Raw genomic sequence first — 17,412 nt, 5'->3', positions numbered from 1 at the left:
CCGTTATTATCCGTTATTAATATAGAGCCGTATTCAGTAGGCGCGCAGGGTCTGGAAGACCGAGGCCAGGCGCGCGGGATCTTTGATGCCCGGTTCGCTTTCCACGCCGGTGTTGAAGTCCAGCCCGGCGCAGCCGAGCTTGGCCGCTTCGACGCAGTTGTCGGCGCGCAGGCCGCCCGCCAGCATCACGTTAGTCAGATCTTCGCCTTGCAATACCGACCAGTCGAAGCGTTGGCCGGTGCCGCCGGCGCCGTTGTCGAGCAGGTAGCGATCGACATGCTGCAGATCGCGCGCCGGCACCCGATCTTTCACGCTCAGCGCTTTCCAGATGCGGCAATCGGCCGGCAAACGGGCGCGCAGGGCGCTGATATAGGCCTGGTCTTCCGCGCCGTGCAGTTGCACCGCATGCAGCCCGAGGCGCTCAACGGTCAACGCCACGGTATCGAGCTGGGCGTCGCAGAACACGCCGACATACTTCAGCGGCGCGCCGGAGATCACTTCGCGGGCGCGGGTGATGTCCACATAGCGCGGCGAACGGCCAACGAAAATCAGCCCGCCGTAGATGGCGCCGGCCTGATAGGCGGCGGCGGCGTCCTGCGGACGGGTCAGGCCGCACACTTTGTTGTCGCCCAGGATCACGCGGCGCACGGCGGCGCGCAGATCGGGTTCCGACATCAGCGCGCTGCCGATCAGGAAGCCGTTGGCGTAATGGCTCAGTTCGCGGATCTGCCCATAGCTGTTGATGCCTGACTCGCTGATCACCGTCACGCCATGCGGCACGCGCGGCGCCAGCTGGCGGGTGCGGTTCAGATCGATGCTCAGATCGCGCAGATCGCGGTTGTTGATGCCGACCACGCGCGCTTCCAGCGCGATCGCGCGCTGCAGTTCTTCTTCACTGATCACTTCGGTCAGCACGCCCATATTCAGGCTGTGGGCTACCGCCGCCAACTGGCGATACTGGTCGTCGGTCAACACCGACAGCATCAGCAGGACGGCATCGGCCTGATAGTAGCGCGCCAGGTAAATCTGATACGGATCGATGATAAAGTCTTTGCACAACACCGGTTGGCTGACGGTTTTACTGACCAGCGGCAGGAAATCGAAGCTGCCCTGGAAGTATTTCTCGTCGGTCAGCACCGAGATCGCCGAGGCGAAATCTTTATACACCGTGGCGATCTCTACCGGATCAAAGTTCTCGCGAATCAGCCCTTTGGAAGGCGAAGCCTTCTTGCATTCGAGAATGAAAGCCGTCCGGGTGCCCTGCAGCGCGTGATAGAAACTGCGTTCACTCGGCACGATGTCGTTCTGAAAGCCGGCCAGGGGCTGTTGCTGTTGTCGCGCCGCGATCCATTGCGCTTTGTCGCGGACAATCTTGTGTAGCACGGTTTCCTGCATCATTTATCCTCTTGCCGCCAGTGCGATGACACGCTCATAAGCCTGCCCGCTGTTGATCATATCCAGTGCCTGCCGCGCATTTTGGCGCAGGTCTTCATGTCCGAATAACTTCAGAAGCAACGCGACGTTGGCCGCGACCGCCGCGGCGTGCGCCGGCTCGCCTTTACCTTGTAACAGCCGCGCCAAAATGTCACGGTTTTCTTCCGGCGTGCCGCCCAGCAAGGCTTCCAGCGGATAGGTTTCCAATCCGAAGGACTGCGGCGTGAGCTGGTAGCTGCTGATTTCGCCGTTGTTCAATTCCGCCACGTGCGTCGGGGCGTGGATCGCCACCTCGTCCATGCCGCCGCCGTGAACCACCGCCGCACGCTGATAACCCAGCACGCGCAGGGTTTCGGCGATCGGCAGCACCAGTTCCGGGCTGTAAACGCCGATCAGCGCCAGCGGCGGGAGCGCCGGGTTGATCAGCGGGCCCAGCACGTTGAACAGCGTGCGGGTTTTCAGCTGCTGGCGCACCGGCATGGCGTGACGAAAACCGGTGTGGTACTGCGGCGCGAACAGGAAGCACACGCCGAGATCGTCCAGCGCCTTGCGCGCTTCTTCCGCCGGCAGATCCAGGCGGATGCCGAACGCCGCCAGCAGATCCGAAGAGCCGGAACGGCTGGAGACGCTGCGGTTGCCGTGTTTGGCGATCTTCGCGCCGCACGCCGCCGCCACGAAGGCGCTGGCGGTGGAAATATTGATGCTGTTGGTGCCGTCGCCGCCGGTGCCGACGATATCGGCGAACAGATAGTCAGGGCGCGGGAACGGCTGAGCGTCGTCAAGCAGCGCTTTGGCGGCGCCGGCGATCTCTTCCGGGCGCTCGCCGCGGACTTTCATGCTGATCAACGCCGCCGCCAGTTGGCTCGGCTCCAGCTCGCCGCGCACGATGGCGCTGAACAGCTGTTGGCTTTCCTGCTGGCTCATCGACTCGGCGCGGTACAGTTTCTCAAGAATAGGTTGCATCGTCGTGTTCCTTATATTACTTCGCCAGCGCCCAGGCCAGGGTCTGCTCAAGCAGGCGCGCGCCGTGGGTGGTCAGAATCGATTCCGGGTGGAACTGGAAGCCGCACACGCGGCGGCGGTCGTCGCGCACCGCCATCACCATTTCGCCGAAACGGGCGTTGACGGTGAGATCGGCCGGGATATTGCTGCCGACCAGCGAATGGTAGCGCGCCACCGGCAGCGGATTGGCCATGCCGGCGAACATGCCTTCGCCATCGTGAGCGATCGCCGAGGCTTTGCCGTGCAGGATCTCGCCCGCCTGGCCGACCTGGCCGCCATAGGCTTCGACGATCGCCTGGTGGCCGAGGCAGATGCCGATGATCGGCAGTTGGCCGCGCAGGCGTTGCAGCAGTTCCGGCATACAGCCCGCTTCGGAAGGGGCGCCAGGGCCGGGCGACAGCATCAGCACCGGCTGTTCCATCTGTTGCAGACGCTCGATGATCACCTCGGCGGCGATCTGATTACGGTAAATCACCACCTGGTGGCCGCTGGCGCGCAGCTGATCGACCAGGTTGTAGGTAAAGGAGTCGACGTTGTCGAGCAGCAGGATATCGGCCATCAGAACACCTCCTTGGCATGGTGCGCAGTGGCGATGGCGCGCAGCACGGCACGGGCTTTATTACGGGTTTCGTCGGCTTCCGCCTGCGGGACGGAATCCAGCACCACGCCGGCACCGGCTTGCACGGTGGCGATGCCATCTTCAACGTAGGCGGAGCGAATGACGATGCAGGTATCCAGATCGCCGGTGGCGGTGAAGTAGCCCACTGCGCCGCCGTAGCTGCCGCGGCGCGTGCCTTCGGAGGCGGCGATCAGCTGCATCGCCCGCACTTTCGGCGCGCCGCTGAGGGTGCCCATGTTCATGCAGGCCTGGTAGGCGTGCAGCACGTCGAGATCGGCGCGCAGGGTGCCCACCACGCGGGAAACCAGGTGCATGACGAATGAATAGCGATCCACTTTGGTCAGGTCGGCCACGTAGCGGCTGCCGGCCTGGCAGATGCGCGCCAGATCGTTGCGCGCCAGATCGACCAGCATCAAGTGCTCGGCCAGCTCTTTGTGGTCGGTGCGCATTTCCAGCTCGATGCGGCTGTCGAGATCCAAATCCAGCGACCCATCGGCGCGGCGGCCGCGTGGGCGAGTGCCGGCGATCGGGTAGATTTCGATTTGGCGATTGCCCGCGTCATATTTCAGCGCGCTCTCCGGCGAAGCGCCGAACAGGGTGAAGTCATCATCCTGCATGAAGAACATGTACGGGCTGGGGTTGTTGTCTTTCAACGTTTGGTAGGCCGCCAGCGGCGCCGGGCACGGCAGGGTGAAGCGGCGCGACGGCACCACCTGGAAAATCTCGCCCTGGCGGATCGCTTCCTGCAGCTCGCTGACCACCGCGCCGTACTCTTCGTCGCTCTGGTTACAGCTCAGCTGCATGTTTTCCAGCGTTTGGTGCGGGATTGGCTGCGGGGGTTGTTGCAACTCAGCCTGCAGCTGTTCCAGGCGGTGCTGCAAACGCTGCGCTTCACTCGCCTGCTCACTGAAGACGCTGGCCTGCAGACGGGCCGAGCCGCGTTGATGATCCAGCACCAGCAGGGTTTCCGCCAGATAGAAGCAGAAGTCCGGGCAGCGTTGATCCTGGCGCAGCGCCGGCAGGTTTTCAAAACCGGCGACCAAATCATAGGCGAACAGGCCGCCCAGCATCACGGCTTCGCGCTCGTCCGCCGGGGAGTCCACCAGCGTCAGCAGTGTGCGCAGTGCGTCGAACACCGACAGGGAGCGCAGGCGCGCGTCTTCGTCCTGCACCTCGTCGATCGCCGGGAAGGTCAGCTCGCGGCCGTTAGGGCGTGCCTGATTGCGCACCTCGGGCGGCAGCGCTTCGTCCAGCAGCGGCAGCAGCGCCGCGCCGTTGGCGGTGAGCGCCTGCACGCTGACGGTGTGGCCCAGTGCGGTAATGCGCAGCGCGCTGTCGATCACCAGCAGGCTCTGCAGATTCTGTTTGCTGTTGATTTCCGCCGACTCCAGCAGCAGGGTGGCCGGACGGGCGCCGCACAGCTGGTGGAAAAGGGTGGTGGGATCGCCCCGGTAGCTGGCTTGCGCCTTCAGCAATGTCAGTTGTGGTTTGGTGTTCATCATCGGTGGTTCCAGTGAATTCTGTCCATAAAAAAGCCCGCATCAGGTGCGGGCTCAGGAAATCTGCATTGTCAGATGACAGCTATGCGCGATTACACCGCCCGCAAGAGGGAGGTACGCCACCAACCGTGAAGAGAAATGTATGTGTTCATTTGCAGACTCTCTTTTTTAACTCTCATCCGACACGGCCGTTGCCGTGAACTTGTGTACTAGTTAACTGGTTCGCGAAGGCAAAGTCAACCCTCTTTTTGCACAATGTTTTAGCGGCCAGCGTGAATTCTATTCATCGTCTGCCTGGCGCAGAATAGATTTCCGTCCGGCCGCCGATCGCGGGTATGATAGAAAGCCAAGCCATTGCCGGATAGCCGTTTTGACAGACAGTAACCCCCCATCCACCGCTTTTACTCTGTACGATCTCCACAGCCACACGACCGCCTCTGATGGCTACCTGACGCCAACGCAGCTGGTGCTGCGGGCGGTAGAGATGCGCGTGGGTGTGCTGGCGATCACCGATCACGACACCACCGCAGGCTTGGCTGAGGCCGCCGCCGCTATTGCGGAGCAGGCGTTGCCGCTGCGGCTGGTCAACGGGGTGGAAATCTCGACGCTGTGGGAAAACCATGAAATTCATATCGTTGGGTTGGGCATGGACGTCGCGCACCCGGCGCTGGTGGCGCTATTGGCGGAACAAACCGAACGTCGCAACCGGCGGGCACAGGAGATCGGCGCGCGTCTGGGTAAAGCGCGCATTCCCGACGCCTATGCCGGCGCCCAGCGGTTGGCGGGGGCCGGTGCGGTGACCCGCGGCCATTTCGCCCGTTACCTGGTGGAGATTGGCGTGGCGGACAACATGGCGCAGGTGTTCAAGAAATATCTGGCCAAAGGCAAAACCGGCTACGTGCCGCCGCAGTGGTGTACAATAGAACAAGCCATTGATGCGATTCATCAATCGGGCGGCCAGGCGGTGATAGCGCATCCCGGCCGTTACGATCTGACCGCGAAGTGGTTGAAACGTTTGCTGGCGCATTTCGCCGAACACGGCGGCGACGCCATGGAAGTGGCGCAGTGTCAGCAGGCGCCGCATGAGCGCTCGCAGTTGGCGAAATACGCCCAGGACTACCGCCTGTTGGCCTCGCAAGGATCTGATTTTCATCAGCCTTGTTCGTGGATCGAACTGGGCCGCAAACTGTGGCTGCCGGGCGGGGTCGAGCCGGTGTGGCGCGATTGGCCGCAGCCTGGCGAGGCGGTCTGATTTTTCGCGCGTGGCAACGCGCGCGGGCATCATTTTAGGAGCAAGTCATGAGTCAGCTTTTTTATATTCACCCGGACAACCCACAGCCGCGTTTGATTAACCAGGCGGTTGAGGTGCTGCGCAAGGGCGGGGTGATCGTTTATCCCACCGATTCCGGCTACGCGCTGGGCTGTATGCTGGAAGAAAAGGCGGCGATGGAACGCATTTGCCGCATCCGTCAGTTGGACGGCAACCACAATTTCACCCTGATGTGCCGCGATCTGTCCGAGTTGTCGACTTATGCGCACGTCGATAATACGGCGTTCCGCCTGATTAAAAACAATACGCCGGGCAACTACACCTTCATTCTGAAAGCGACCAAAGAAGTGCCGCGCCGCCTGATGAATGAAAAGCGCAAAACCATCGGCCTGCGTGTGCCGTCGAACCCGATCGCATTGGCGCTGCTGGAGGCGCTGAACGAACCGATGATGTCCACCACCCTGATGCTGCCGGGCAATGATTTTGCCGAGTCCGATCCGGAAGAGATCAACGATCATTTGGGCAAGGTGGTCGATCTGGTGATCCACGGCGGCTTCCTCGGCCAACAGCCGACCACGGTGATCGATCTGACCGAATCCTCGCCGGAAGTGGTGCGTGAGGGGGCGGGCGACGCGGCGCCTTTCCGTTGATGTCAATTGTTGCCACCTTGCCCATTGTCTGAAAATCGGCTGAAGCGACGCTATTTCGCGTGAAAGCCGCTATTCTTGAAGACTTCAGAATTGATAATGGGCAGGATGCGCAGCAATGATTAAACAGGTTTCTTTTTTAGCGGCCTTATTATTTTCCTCAATGGCAAATGCGGGGTTTTATTCGGGCAGTGGTCTGCTGGCGGAATCCAGCGGTTACGTAAAAAATAAAAGCGGTGAAGCCACCGTGGCCGAAGCGCTGAATGGCGGCATGTTCATGGGATACGTCGCCGGCGTATTCGATACTTATTCCATGCAGGGCAATCGCAATATCTGCCCGGAAGCCGGGATGAGCATCGGCGTAGCCGCCGACGCGGTGATGCAGTATTTGAACGAGCATCCTGAGCAACTGCATTATTCCGCACCGTCGGTGATCATGCTGGCGTTAAGTGCCGCCTATCCCTGCGTGCGTCATTAAGTTCCCATTCCAATTAGTGCGCATTTTTTCATAAGGTGCGCCCAGGGGGCTTTCCGCACGAACTTCAATAGATCAATACCTGCTGCGCTGTCACCTTATCCCCGTCGGTATTCCCCGAACGGGTCGGGGAGAGACGCGCAGGAGGTAATATGACCGCATTTCACAGTGCCAACATGATACTCGACTATCAGGATGTCGGCTCAGGGCCGCTCACGTTGGTGTTGCTGCCCGGCTGGTGCGAACCGAAAACCGTGTTTGAGCCGTTCATCGCTCTGGCGGCCGAACGCTATCGGGTGATCAGCATCGACTGGCGCGGCCATGGCCTGTCGTCAAAAGCCACGGAGATGTCGCTGACGGCGGACGACTTGCTGGAGGATGTGCGCCAACTTCTGACGGCGCTGCGTTTGGATAACGCGGTCACTCTGTCGGTGGCGCACGCCAGCTGGCTGGCGGTAGCGTTGGCCGAAGCGTTGCCGCAACGGGTACGGGGCATGGTGTTTCTCGACTGGATCATGACGCGGCCGGAGCCGGCGTTCTTTACGGCGGTGAGCCGCATGCAGCAACCGCAGCAGTGGCTGGCGGCACGCGACGCCTTGTTCGACTTTTGGCAGGGCGGTATCCGCCACGATCGGGTCAAACGCCATCTGGAGGTCGAGATGGCGCAGGAGGATTACCGGCTTTGGCGTGCCGCCGGGGTGGCCATCGAACATGCCTACCGGCAATTCGGCTCGCCGCTGCAACGCCTGGCGGGCATGAGCGCGCCGCCGCCGTGCCGGCACATCTACTCGTTGGATCGCCGCGACGACTACCTGCGGCAACAGCAGGCATTTGCCGCCGAGCAGCCGTTTTTCTCCGTGGTGCGTCTAGGGGAGGCCCGCACTCACCTCGGTATTCTGGAACGGCCTGACGCGGTGCTGTGGGCAGTGGAGGATTTTTTGGCGCCGTGAACGCCGCCTGTGGGGGCCACCGCCGATAAAGTGGGTTTCAACACCTTAGAAAGCCTGTATAATACGCGGTTCGATCCTGATAAACGTATTATTACCGTGGTGGCGATTGGCCGCGGCGGTTATCCCCCCGACGCCTGTGAAGGCGACATTAGAGGTTGCTCAATGAGCGAAAAGTTACAGAAAGTTTTAGCGCGCGCCGGGCATGGCTCGCGTCGTGAAATCGAAACCATGATTGAAGCCGGGCGCGTCAGCGTCGACGGCAAGGTCGCCAAGCTGGGCGATCGCGTTGAAGTGACCCCGGCGATGAAAATTCGTCTGGACGGTCATGTCCTGTCGATCAAAGAGTCCGAAGAGGTGGTTTGCCGGGTGCTGGCTTACTACAAACCGGAAGGCGAGCTGTGTACCCGCAGCGATCCTGAAGGCCGCCCGACGGTGTTCGATCGCCTGCCGAAGCTGCGCGGTTCGCGCTGGGTGGCGGTAGGGCGCCTGGACGTCAACACCTCCGGTCTGCTGCTGTTCACTACCGATGGTGAACTGGCCAACCGTCTGATGCACCCGAGCCGTGAAGTGGAGCGCGAATACGCGGTGCGCGTGTTCGGCCAGGTCGACGATGCGAAAGTGAAGCAGCTGAGCAAAGGCGTGCAATTGGAAGACGGCCCGGCCGCCTTCCGCACCATCAGCTTCCAGGGCGGTGAAGGCCTCAATCAGTGGTACAACGTGACCCTGACCGAAGGCCGCAACCGTGAAGTGCGTCGCCTGTGGGAAGCGGTGGGCGTGCAGGTGAGCCGCCTGATCCGCGTGCGTTACGGCGACATCGATCTGCCGAAAGGCCTGCCGCGCGGCGGCTGGGCCGAACTGGATCTGCCGGCGATCAACTACCTGCGCGAGCTGGTGGAGTTGAAACCGGAAACGGTCAGCAAAATGCCGGTGGAGCGTGAGCGCCGCCGCGTGAAGGCCAACCAGATCCGCCGCGCGGTCAAGCGCCACTCGCAGGTGGCCGGCAGCGGCCGCCGCAGTGCGCCAGGCAGCAAACCAGGCAAGCCAAGCAAACGCAGCTAATCCCGCCGTTCTGGCCCCGTTCGGGGCCAGAACGTTTTGTTACCAATCGATCCCTTGTTGCGCCTTCACGCCCGCGTCGAACGCGTGTTTCACCGGCCGCATCTCCGTGACCGTATCCGCCAGTTCCAGCAGATCGCGATGGCAGCCGCGCCCGGTCAGGATCACCGTTTGATGCGCAGGGCGTTGCAGGAGCGCTTCCTTCAGCTCTTCCAGTTCCAGATAGCCGTAGGTCAGCATGTAGGTCACTTCGTCCAGCAGCACCAGATCCAGGCTGCTGTCGGCCAGCATGCGTTTGCCGTGCTGCCACACCGCCTGGCAGGCGGCGGTGTCGCCGGCCTTGTTCTGCGTTTCCCAGGTGAAACCGGTGGCCATCACCTGAAATTCAACGCCGTGTTGCTGCAGCAGATTCTTTTCGCCATTGGGCCATTCGCCCTTGATGAACTGGATCACCCCGGCGCGCATGCCGTGGCCGACCGCGCGGGTGACGGTGCCGAAGGCGGCGGTGGTTTTGCCTTTGCCGTTGCCGGTAAACACCAGCAGCAGGCCGCGGGTGTCCTGCGCCGCGGCGATGCGCGCATCGACCTGTTCTTTCAGGCGCTGCTGGCGCTGTTGATGACGATCTTCCGCCATGAAACGCTCCTGCTTATTCGGCTGCGCCGGGTTTGCGGTTCGGCTGCGCGTCGAAGCTCATGCCGGTTTTGCGGCGGCTGTCTTCGCCCATCAAATACAGATACAGCGGCATGATATCGGTCGGGGTTTTCAGCTTGTTCTTGTCTTCGTGCGGGAAGGCAGATGCGCGCATTTTGGTGCGAGTGCCGCCCGGATTGATGCAGTTCACCCGCAGATTGCGGTTTTTGTACTCGTCGGCCAATACCTGCATCATGCCCTCGGTGGCGAACTTCGACACCGCATAGGCACCCCAGTTTGCGCGGCCGGTACGCCCGACGCTGGAGCTGGTGAACACCAGTGAACCGGCGTGGGATTTCAGCAGCAGCGGCAGCAGCGCCTGAGTCAGCATAAAGGTGGCGTTGACGTTAACCTGCATCACTTCTTGCCACATGGTCATCGACAGGTCGGCCATCGGCGCGATGTCGCCGAGCAGGCCGGCGTTGTGCAGCACGCCGTCAAGGCGGGGGATCTGGCGCGCCAGATCGTCGGCTATCTGCCGGCATTGCTCCTGAGTGGCGTGCAGCAAGTCCAGCGTCACCACCAGGGCCGGGGCACCGCCCTGGGCTGCGATCTCTTGTTGTACCGCCAGCAGTTTGCTCTCGGTGCGCCCCAGCAGCACCAACTGGGCGCCGAAGCGCGCGTAGGTCAGCGCCGCTTCACGGCCGATGCCGTCGCCGGCGCCGGTGACCAAAATGATACGTTGTTCGAGCAGATCTTGTTTGGGTTGGTAATGCACGATAAATCCTCGCCTGGGTGGCTGTTCTCCCGCAGATATCGGGGAGCAAGGGTGAAACGCGCGGCCGGGGCGGGAGCGAAGGCTCGACCGTCTGCGGGCCGCGCAGCGAATCCGTCTCATCATATTGATGAATAATGGGTGTTATATGCCTTAATCCGCGGGCATTTTCAATGCGTAGCAGGCTGAAATGGCATTCTTTTGTAACAAAAGCGCGGCGGTGGCGGCTTGGTTCGGCCGTAAATCGTCCCCATAGTGATGCTCTGTGCGCAATGAATTTTCATTTAGCCGCGACAGCAGCCGCTGCGGTTGGCTAAAATGGAAATAAGCATACTAACAACCTGTAAATAAAGGCGGAATCTGTGGAGTTTATATCTGTTTATGGCCTGTTTCTGGCCAAGGTCGCCACGGTGGTGCTCGCCATCGCCGCGTTGGCCATCCTGGCGGTCAGTTTGGGGCAACGCAAGAGCCGCCAGAAAGGGGAGCTGCAGCTGACCGATCTCGGCGAACAGTATCGCGAGATGCAGCGCGATATGCGCCTGGCGCGCATGGATGCCGCCGAGCAGAAGGTTTGGCTGAAACAGTTCAAAAAGCAGACTAAATCTGATGACAAATTGAAGAAACAGCGCGCCAAGTCCGGCGCGGTGGAAGTGGCCAAGCCGTGCCTGTATGTGCTGGACTTCAAGGGCAGCATGGACGCGCACGAGGTTACCTCGCTGCGCGAAGAGATCTCGGCGGTGCTGGCGGTGGCGTCGGCGCAGGATGAAGTTCTGTTGCGCCTGGAAAGCCCTGGCGGGGTGGTGCACGGCTACGGCCTGGCGGCTTCGCAGTTGGAGCGCCTGCGCAAAGGCGGCATTCGTCTGACGGTCGCGGTGGATAAAGTGGCGGCCAGCGGCGGCTACATGATGGCTTGCGTTGCGGATCGCATCGTGGCGGCGCCGTTCGCTATCATCGGTTCCATCGGCGTGGTGGCGCAGATCCCGAACTTCCACCGCCTGTTGAAAAAGAACGATATCGACGTGGAGTTGCACACCGCTGGGCAATTTAAACGCACGCTGACGCTGTTTGGCGAAAACACCGAACAAGGGCGCGAGAAGTTCCGAGAAGATCTGAACGAAACGCACGAGCTGTTCAAGCGCTTTGTGCATGAGCAGCGCCCGTCGCTCGACATCGACAGCGTCGCCACCGGTGAGCACTGGTTCGGTTCACAGGCGAAAGAGAAGGGCCTGATCGACGCCATCGGCACCAGCGATGATTTGCTGATCGCCGAGCTGGATAACCATGAAGTGATCGCCGTGCGCTATACGCGCCGCAAACGCCTGATGGATCGCTTCACCGGCAGCGCGGCGGAAAGCGTCGATCGTTTGCTGCTGCGCTGGTGGCAGCGTGGGGAAAAGCCGTTGTTGTAACGGCAACGAGAGCGGGAATCAACGGGGGCCAGGCGCCCCCGTTTTCTTGTCTTAATCGACCAGGTGGTATTTTTCCGAAAGCAGGTGAGCCAAATGTTTAAACATATTAAATACCGCGGTGGTTTTGGCGGTGGGCAATCCATCGGCATCCAAAAAGTATTCTCCGCGAAAAACTAAAACGCCGCTTTTTTGTTCAATGTCGGTGGCGATCATGCCGTGCAGATAATCTTCGTGTTGGCGGATGATGTTATTTGCTTCCGCCAGCAGGGCCTCGCGGCCGATAGGTGCAGTATTCGTGCGCATTTATTAGACTCCAAACTAAAAACTCTGCGCATATTCTAACGCCGGTTCGCTTTTATCCGCAAACCGACTAAGGTTTATTTGCCGTCTGGATGGCCATGGGCGGCCGCCGGTTGGCGAAATCGGACTTTCCATGCTAATTAGGTTGCGTGACGCTTTTTATCAGGTACAGTGTGGGATTTTGCGGCGTCGGGTGGAAGGTTTTGTTTACGCCATGAATAAAACTCACACAGCCATACTTCTGGGGCATGGGTGAATAGCAGGCAGGATCAACAACTTGCGTTCAGGTTGAGCAGTTGGGCAACCAAAAGAAAAAAATCTGTTGATCTCTTGCCAGACTGCCGCAATATAAAAAAAGAGACACGAATTGCCGCGGCACGGCGAGATAAAAGACTTCTTTTTAGAAGAAATAAATTAGGTAAAGGTAAATATGGGTAAAGCTCTCGTAATAGTTGAGTCCCCGGCAAAAGCCAAAACTATTAATAAATATTTAGGAAGTGACTACGTGGTGAAGTCCAGCGTCGGTCACATCCGTGATTTGCCGACCAGTGGCTCAGCCAGCAAAAAGAGCGCTGACTCAACCGAAGACAAAGCCAAGAAAAAAGTTAAAAAAGATGAGAAGGCGGCGCTGGTAAATCGCATGGGCGTCGACCCTTACCACGGCTGGAAAGCGCATTATGAAATCCTGCCGGGTAAAGAAAAAGTGGTCGCCGAGTTAAAATCGTTGGCGGAAAACGCCGACCACATTTATCTCGCAACCGACCTTGACCGCGAAGGGGAAGCCATCGCCTGGCACCTGCGGGAAGTGATCGGTGGCGATGACAAACGCTTTAGCCGCGTGGTGTTTAACGAAATCACCAAAAACGCGATCCAACAGGCGTTCAAACAGCCGGGCGAGCTGAACATTGATCGCGTCAACGCGCAGCAGGCGCGCCGGTTTATGGACCGCGTGGTGGGCTATATGGTCTCGCCGCTGCTGTGGAAGAAAATCGCCCGCGGCCTGTCCGCCGGCCGTGTGCAGTCGGTGGCGGTGCGTCTGGTGGTTGAGCGCGAACGCGACATCAAGGCGTTCGTGCCGGAAGAGTACTGGGAACTGCATGCCGATCTGCTGGCGAAGGGTGAAACCGCGCTGCAGATGGAAGTGACCCATGCGCACGATAAACCGTTCAAGCCGGTCAACCGCGAGCAGACGCACGCCGCGGTCAAGTTGCTGGAAAAAGCCCGCTACACGGTGCTGGATCGCGAAGACAAACCGACCAGCAGCAAGCCGGGCGCGCCTTTCATTACCTCCACGCTGCAACAGGCCGCCAGTACACGCCTGAGCTTCGGCGTGAAGAAAACCATGATGATGGCGCAACGGCTGTATGAAGCCGGCCACATCACCTATATGCGTACCGATTCCACCAACCTGAGCCAGGATGCGCTCAACATGGTGCGTGGCTACATCGGCGACAACTTCGGCGATAAATACCTGCCGAAGGCGCCGAATCAGTACAGCAGCAAAGAGAATTCGCAGGAAGCGCACGAAGCGATCCGTCCTTCGGACGTGAACGTGCTCGCCGAGCAGCTCAAAGACATGGAAGCGGACGCGCAGAAGCTGTATCAGCTGATCTGGCGCCAGTTCGTCGCCTGCCAGATGACGCCGGCGCAATACGATTCCACCACGCTGACGGTGAAAGCCGGCGATTATCAGCTGCGCGCCAAGGGCCGTACGCTGCGCTTTGACGGTTGGACCAAGGTGATGCCGGCGCTGCGCAAGGGCGATGAAGATCGCACCCTGCCATACGTCGAAATCGGCAGCGAGCTGGATCTGCAGAAACTGATCCCGAGCCAGCACTTCACCAAGCCGCCGGCGCGCTACAGCGAAGCCTCGCTGGTGAAAGAGCTGGAAAAACGCGGCATCGGCCGCCCGTCCACCTACGCCTCCATCATCTCGACCATTCAGGATCGCGGTTACGTGCGGGTGGAAAGCCGCCGCTTCTATGCCGAGAAAATGGGCGAGATCGTCACCGATCGTCTGGAAGAAAATTTCCGCGAGCTGATGAACTATGACTTCACCGCACGCATGGAAGACGGCCTCGATGAGGTCGCCAACAACCAGGCCGAGTGGAAAGCGGTGCTGGACGAGTTCTTTGTCGATTTCAGCGAGCAGCTGGAAACGGCGGAGAAGGATCCGGAAGAAGGCGGCATGCGGCCTAACCAGATGGTGATGACCAGCATCGATTGCCCGACCTGCGGCCGCAAGATGGGCATCCGTACCGCCAGCACCGGCGTGTTCCTCGGCTGTTCCGGCTACGCGCTGCCGCCGAAGGAACGTTGCAAAACCACCATCAACCTGGTGCCGGAAGCGGAAGTGCTCAACATCCTCGAAGGCGACGACGCGGAAACCAACGCGTTGCGCGCCCGCCGCCGCTGCCAGAAATGCGGTACGGCGATGGACAGCTATCTGATCGATAACCAGCGCAAGCTGCACGTCTGCGGTAACAACCCGGCGTGTGACGGCTATGAGATCGAAGAGGGCGAGTTCCGTCTGAAAGGCTATGACGGCCCGGTGGTGGAGTGCGACAAGTGCGGCTCGGAAATGCACCTGAAAATGGGGCGTTTCGGCAAGTACATGGGCTGCACCAACGAGAACTGCAAAAACACCCGCAAGATCCTGCGTAACGGCGATGTGGCGCCGCCGAAGGAAGATCCGGTGCCGTTGCCGGAGCTGCCGTGCGAGAAGTCCGACGCCTATTTCGTGCTGCGTGACGGCGCTGCCGGCGTGTTCCTGGCGGCCAACACCTTCCCTAAATCGCGCGAGACCCGCGCGCCGCTGGTGGAAGAGCTGGCTCGCTTCAAGGATCGTCTGCCGGAGAAACTGCGCTATCTGGCCGATGCGCCGGTGGCGGATGCCGAAGGCAACAAAACGCTGGTGCGTTTCAGCCGTAAAACCAAGCAGCAGTACGTCTCCTCTGAAAAAGACGGCAAGGCGACCGGTTGGTCTGCGTTCTACGTGGACGGCAAGTGGGTCGAAGGCAAGAAGTAGGGGCGATGCCCTGCCTGCAAGATGAAAAACCAGCCCCGGCGGCTGGTTTTTTATTGGTGAAAAGGGGCAAACGGATCTATCCTTTGCTGTTTTTATCCCTCCGACATCGCCGTTTCACGTTGATACCCATGCAAAATAATCGTTATCATAGTGTGACGCGGATCTATACTTGAAGCTGCATCGTGGTATAGTGGTTATATAAAAATTTTTTTTATTATTAAAGCTTATTAACAACGGCGTTTTCTTCACCATCAGGGTAGAACACGGGGTTTATGGCTTGTGAGTTTCAGCATACCGGGGCGACACCGATATACCTGGCTGCGGGTAAGCCGCAGTGTTTAACCTAGGATGGTATAAGATATGAAATTGCAGCAGCTTCGTTACATTGTGGAAGTGGTTAACCACAACCTGAATGTCTCCTCGACGGCAGAAGGGCTCTATACTTCTCAACCCGGCATCAGCAAACAGGTGCGCATGCTCGAAGATGAGCTGGGCATCCAGATTTTCGCCCGCAGCGGCAAGCACCTGACCCAGGTCACCCCCGCCGGCCAGGAAATCATTCGCATCGCGCGTGAAGTGTTGTCCAAAGTCGACGCCATCAAAGCCGTTGCCGGTGAACACACCTACCCGGACAAAGGCTCGCTGTACGTCGCCACCACGCATACGCAGGCTCGCTACGCCTTGCCCAACGTGATCAAGGGCTTTATCGAGCGTTACCCGCGCGTCTCGCTGCACATGCATCAGGGCTCGCCGACGCAGATCGCCGAAGCGGTCTCCAAGGGCACCGCCGATTTTGCCATCGCCACCGAGGCGCTGCACCTGTACGACGATCTCATCATGTTGCCGTGCTACCACTGGAACCGTGCGGTGGTGGTGAAGCCCGATCATCCTTTGGCGGGCAAAAGCAGCATCAGCATTGAAGAGCTGGCGGCTTACCCCATCGTCACTTACACCTTCGGCTTTACCGGCCGCTCGGAGCTGGACACCGCCTTCAACCGCGCCGGCCTGACGCCGCGCATCGTCTTCACCGCCACTGACGCTGACGTCATCAAAACCTATGTGCGTCTGGGATTGGGGGTGGGGGTGATCGCCAGCATGGCGGTGGATCCGGTGCAGGATCCGGATCTGGTGACGGTGGATGCGCGCGACATCTTCACCTACAGCACCACCAAAATCGGCTTCCGCCGCAGCACCTTCCTGCGCAGCTACATGTACGATTTCATTCAGCGCTTCGCGCCGCACCTGACGCGCGACGTGGTCGACAGCGCGGTGGCGCTGCGCTCCAACGAAGAGATCGAGGCGATGTTCAAGGACATCAAGCTGCCGATTAAATAGGTTCAGGTTGGCAGAGCGTCCGTCAAAACAGGAGGGGGTGTCCCTCCTGTTTTGTTTGCTGCCGCTTACGACACATCTTGGTTATTCGTCGGGGGTTGAGACTGAGGTAAAGCGTTAACGTGTTGGTTGATGCGCTTATCCAACGCTTTGGCCCGTTTGGCGGCGACGATCGTTATAACAGCCAGGTAAAGCAGATAAAGGCTTGATGCCAAAAGAGTCCATCCTATTCTCTTTTGTACTTTGACATCGGCGCGCCGTTCACTGTCATCACCGGTGGTGAGTCGATAACAGATTGATTGTACCTCACTTTCCAATAGACCCACCTCGGCGGCGCGGTGAAAAGCATCGCGGACGCCGCATTGCTCTCGTGTCAGTTCCCATTTTTTGTCTGATGTGAACGGAATAAACAGATCTGAGTTTTTCGCATAATCTTTGCCCAACAGAAAACTGTGCGTGGTCTGTTTGAACTCATACCAGGCTTCATTGGTGATTGTCAGTTTCGTTGCGGCAATGGTAATGAAGTACAAAAGCACGATAGATACGGCAAGGTAGGCAAACTCCATGGCGCTTGCCAGCCTAATTTTCTGATCTTTAGGGGTAAATCTGTCCTTTATGCGCCGCAACTCATACATTGCGACGTCTTTGTTCTTCATCCAATGCAGCGTTGCCTCAATTTCCGTGAGGTTTCTTACCTTGATGCCGTAATGGTAAATAAAGCGATGCACCTCATACTGTTCACTGTCGAATGTTTTGATGCTCTCATATTGGCTGCCCTTACCGCGCAGTACTTTATCCCACAAAAATTTGAGCAGAATATACCCCGAACGCGTGCGATAGATAATAATGATAAATAAAATCAACGGTATGAGTGATGTTGCCGCTACCATTAGATTTTGGAAAGTTGGATCGATGGTGATATTCAAAATGTGCTCCATGCGCGTGCTTTATTGTCAGAATGTTCAATATCGCTGATGTATCGGGAA

Annotated in this window: 14 protein-coding genes, 1 pseudogene and 1 other annotated feature; of the genes and pseudogenes, 8 read left to right on the top strand and 7 right to left on the bottom strand. The window is 59.2% G+C overall.

The window, feature by feature from the left end:
• Positions 1-33: 33 nt before the first annotated feature.
• The 3 genes and pseudogenes from trpCF to WFM45_RS09305 all read right to left on the bottom strand — a co-directional run bounded on the left by trpCF (position 34) and on the right by WFM45_RS09305 (position 4,557).
• On the bottom strand, positions 34-1,395 hold the full coding sequence (gene trpCF / locus WFM45_RS09315) for a bifunctional indole-3-glycerol-phosphate synthase TrpC/phosphoribosylanthranilate isomerase TrpF (protein WP_336955711.1): 1,362 nt from the start codon (positions 1,393-1,395) through the stop codon (positions 34-36).
• 3 nt (positions 1,396-1,398) lie between these two features.
• A pseudogene (gene trpD / locus WFM45_RS09310) lies at positions 1,399-2,995 on the bottom strand (bifunctional anthranilate synthase glutamate amidotransferase component TrpG/anthranilate phosphoribosyltransferase TrpD).
• The gene (locus tag WFM45_RS09305; protein ID WP_015378065.1) at positions 2,995-4,557 is read right to left on the bottom strand and encodes an anthranilate synthase component 1; all 1,563 of its coding nucleotides are present in this window, start codon (positions 4,555-4,557) and stop codon (positions 2,995-2,997) included. The pseudogene trpD and the gene WFM45_RS09305 overlap by 1 nt, the downstream one beginning before the upstream one ends.
• A gap of 24 nt (positions 4,558-4,581) precedes the next feature.
• Positions 4,582-4,685 (bottom strand) — a sequence feature (Trp leader region).
• Between the two features lie 239 nt (positions 4,686-4,924).
• Between WFM45_RS09305 and rnm the strand changes: the two genes are divergently transcribed.
• From rnm to rluB, 5 genes are all read left to right on the top strand, one after another.
• The gene (gene rnm, locus WFM45_RS09300) at positions 4,925-5,806 is read left to right on the top strand and encodes an RNase RNM (RefSeq protein ID WP_015378064.1); all 882 of its coding nucleotides are present in this window, start codon (positions 4,925-4,927) and stop codon (positions 5,804-5,806) included.
• Positions 5,807-5,853: 47 nt separating this feature from the next.
• Complete coding sequence (locus tag WFM45_RS09295) at positions 5,854-6,474, top strand: L-threonylcarbamoyladenylate synthase (RefSeq protein WP_004932058.1); 621 nt, start codon at positions 5,854-5,856, stop codon at positions 6,472-6,474.
• Between the two features lie 115 nt (positions 6,475-6,589).
• On the top strand, positions 6,590-6,949 hold the full coding sequence (locus WFM45_RS09290; RefSeq protein ID WP_004932057.1) for a Rap1a/Tai family immunity protein: 360 nt from the start codon (positions 6,590-6,592) through the stop codon (positions 6,947-6,949).
• Between the two features lie 149 nt (positions 6,950-7,098).
• Complete coding sequence (locus tag WFM45_RS09285; RefSeq protein WP_156865947.1) at positions 7,099-7,896, top strand: alpha/beta fold hydrolase; 798 nt, start codon at positions 7,099-7,101, stop codon at positions 7,894-7,896.
• 162 nt (positions 7,897-8,058) lie between these two features.
• Positions 8,059-8,955 carry a 23S rRNA pseudouridine(2605) synthase RluB gene (gene rluB, locus WFM45_RS09280; RefSeq protein ID WP_015378049.1) on the top strand — a complete coding sequence of 299 codons (897 nt, stop codon included), beginning with the start codon at positions 8,059-8,061 and terminating at the stop codon, positions 8,953-8,955.
• A gap of 39 nt (positions 8,956-8,994) precedes the next feature.
• Here rluB and cobO read toward each other — a convergent pair whose 3' ends face one another.
• Together cobO and WFM45_RS09270 are read right to left on the bottom strand one after the other, a co-directional pair.
• Positions 8,995-9,585 carry a cob(I)yrinic acid a,c-diamide adenosyltransferase gene (gene cobO / locus WFM45_RS09275; protein ID WP_004930707.1) on the bottom strand — a complete coding sequence of 197 codons (591 nt, stop codon included), beginning with the start codon at positions 9,583-9,585 and terminating at the stop codon, positions 8,995-8,997.
• A gap of 13 nt (positions 9,586-9,598) precedes the next feature.
• A complete protein-coding gene (locus WFM45_RS09270; protein WP_082996732.1) occupies positions 9,599-10,360 on the bottom strand; it encodes a YciK family oxidoreductase in 762 nt (253 codons plus the stop codon).
• 359 nt (positions 10,361-10,719) lie between these two features.
• Between WFM45_RS09270 and sohB the strand changes: the two genes are divergently transcribed.
• Positions 10,720-11,766 (top strand): protease SohB, encoded by a 1,047-nt coding sequence (gene sohB / locus WFM45_RS09265; RefSeq protein WP_004930703.1) that lies wholly within the window; start codon positions 10,720-10,722, stop codon positions 11,764-11,766.
• Between the two features lie 51 nt (positions 11,767-11,817).
• On the opposite strand, the gene WFM45_RS09260 is transcribed toward sohB, so the two are convergent.
• Positions 11,818-12,069, bottom strand: a complete 252-nt coding sequence (locus tag WFM45_RS09260; protein ID WP_336955286.1) for a YciN family protein — start codon at positions 12,067-12,069, stop codon at positions 11,818-11,820.
• Positions 12,070-12,496: 427 nt separating this feature from the next.
• Between WFM45_RS09260 and topA the strand changes: the two genes are divergently transcribed.
• Both topA and cysB read left to right on the top strand, forming a co-directional pair.
• Positions 12,497-15,094 (top strand): type I DNA topoisomerase, encoded by a 2,598-nt coding sequence (gene topA / locus WFM45_RS09255; protein ID WP_004930691.1) that lies wholly within the window; start codon positions 12,497-12,499, stop codon positions 15,092-15,094.
• Positions 15,095-15,454: 360 nt separating this feature from the next.
• On the top strand, positions 15,455-16,429 hold the full coding sequence (cysB, locus tag WFM45_RS09250) for an HTH-type transcriptional regulator CysB (RefSeq protein WP_004930690.1): 975 nt from the start codon (positions 15,455-15,457) through the stop codon (positions 16,427-16,429).
• A 65-nt stretch (positions 16,430-16,494) separates the two neighbouring features.
• Here cysB and WFM45_RS09245 read toward each other — a convergent pair whose 3' ends face one another.
• Positions 16,495-17,352 (bottom strand): DUF6216 family protein, encoded by an 858-nt coding sequence (locus WFM45_RS09245; protein ID WP_166730057.1) that lies wholly within the window; start codon positions 17,350-17,352, stop codon positions 16,495-16,497.
• Positions 17,353-17,412: the final 60 nt, after the last annotated feature.

Source organism: Serratia sp. KG1D, assembly GCF_037150675.1.
In the GTDB taxonomy this organism is placed as follows: domain Bacteria; phylum Pseudomonadota; class Gammaproteobacteria; order Enterobacterales; family Enterobacteriaceae; genus Serratia; species Serratia nematodiphila.
Note: the sequence above shows the minus strand (reverse complement) of the source record. Positions and strands in the feature narration are given on the sequence as shown.

Excerpts from the sequence above, each read along its gene's own strand:
- WFM45_RS09260 (WP_336955286.1), bottom strand. The coding sequence starts at position 12,069 with ATGCGCACGAATACTGCACCTATCGGCCGCGAGGCCCTGCTGGCGGAA.
- WFM45_RS09295 (WP_004932058.1), top strand. The coding sequence starts at position 5,854 with ATGAGTCAGCTTTTTTATATTCACCCGGACAACCCACAGCCGCGTTTG.
- rluB (WP_015378049.1), top strand. The coding sequence starts at position 8,059 with ATGAGCGAAAAGTTACAGAAAGTTTTAGCGCGCGCCGGGCATGGCTCG.
- cobO (WP_004930707.1), bottom strand. The coding sequence starts at position 9,585 with ATGGCGGAAGATCGTCATCAACAGCGCCAGCAGCGCCTGAAAGAACAG.
- WFM45_RS09305 (WP_015378065.1), bottom strand. The coding sequence starts at position 4,557 with ATGATGAACACCAAACCACAACTGACATTGCTGAAGGCGCAAGCCAGC.
- WFM45_RS09290 (WP_004932057.1), top strand. The coding sequence starts at position 6,590 with ATGATTAAACAGGTTTCTTTTTTAGCGGCCTTATTATTTTCCTCAATG.
- WFM45_RS09285 (WP_156865947.1), top strand. The coding sequence starts at position 7,099 with ATGACCGCATTTCACAGTGCCAACATGATACTCGACTATCAGGATGTC.
- topA (WP_004930691.1), top strand. The coding sequence starts at position 12,497 with ATGGGTAAAGCTCTCGTAATAGTTGAGTCCCCGGCAAAAGCCAAAACT.
- cysB (WP_004930690.1), top strand. The coding sequence starts at position 15,455 with ATGAAATTGCAGCAGCTTCGTTACATTGTGGAAGTGGTTAACCACAAC.
- trpCF (WP_336955711.1), bottom strand. The coding sequence starts at position 1,395 with ATGCAGGAAACCGTGCTACACAAGATTGTCCGCGACAAAGCGCAATGG.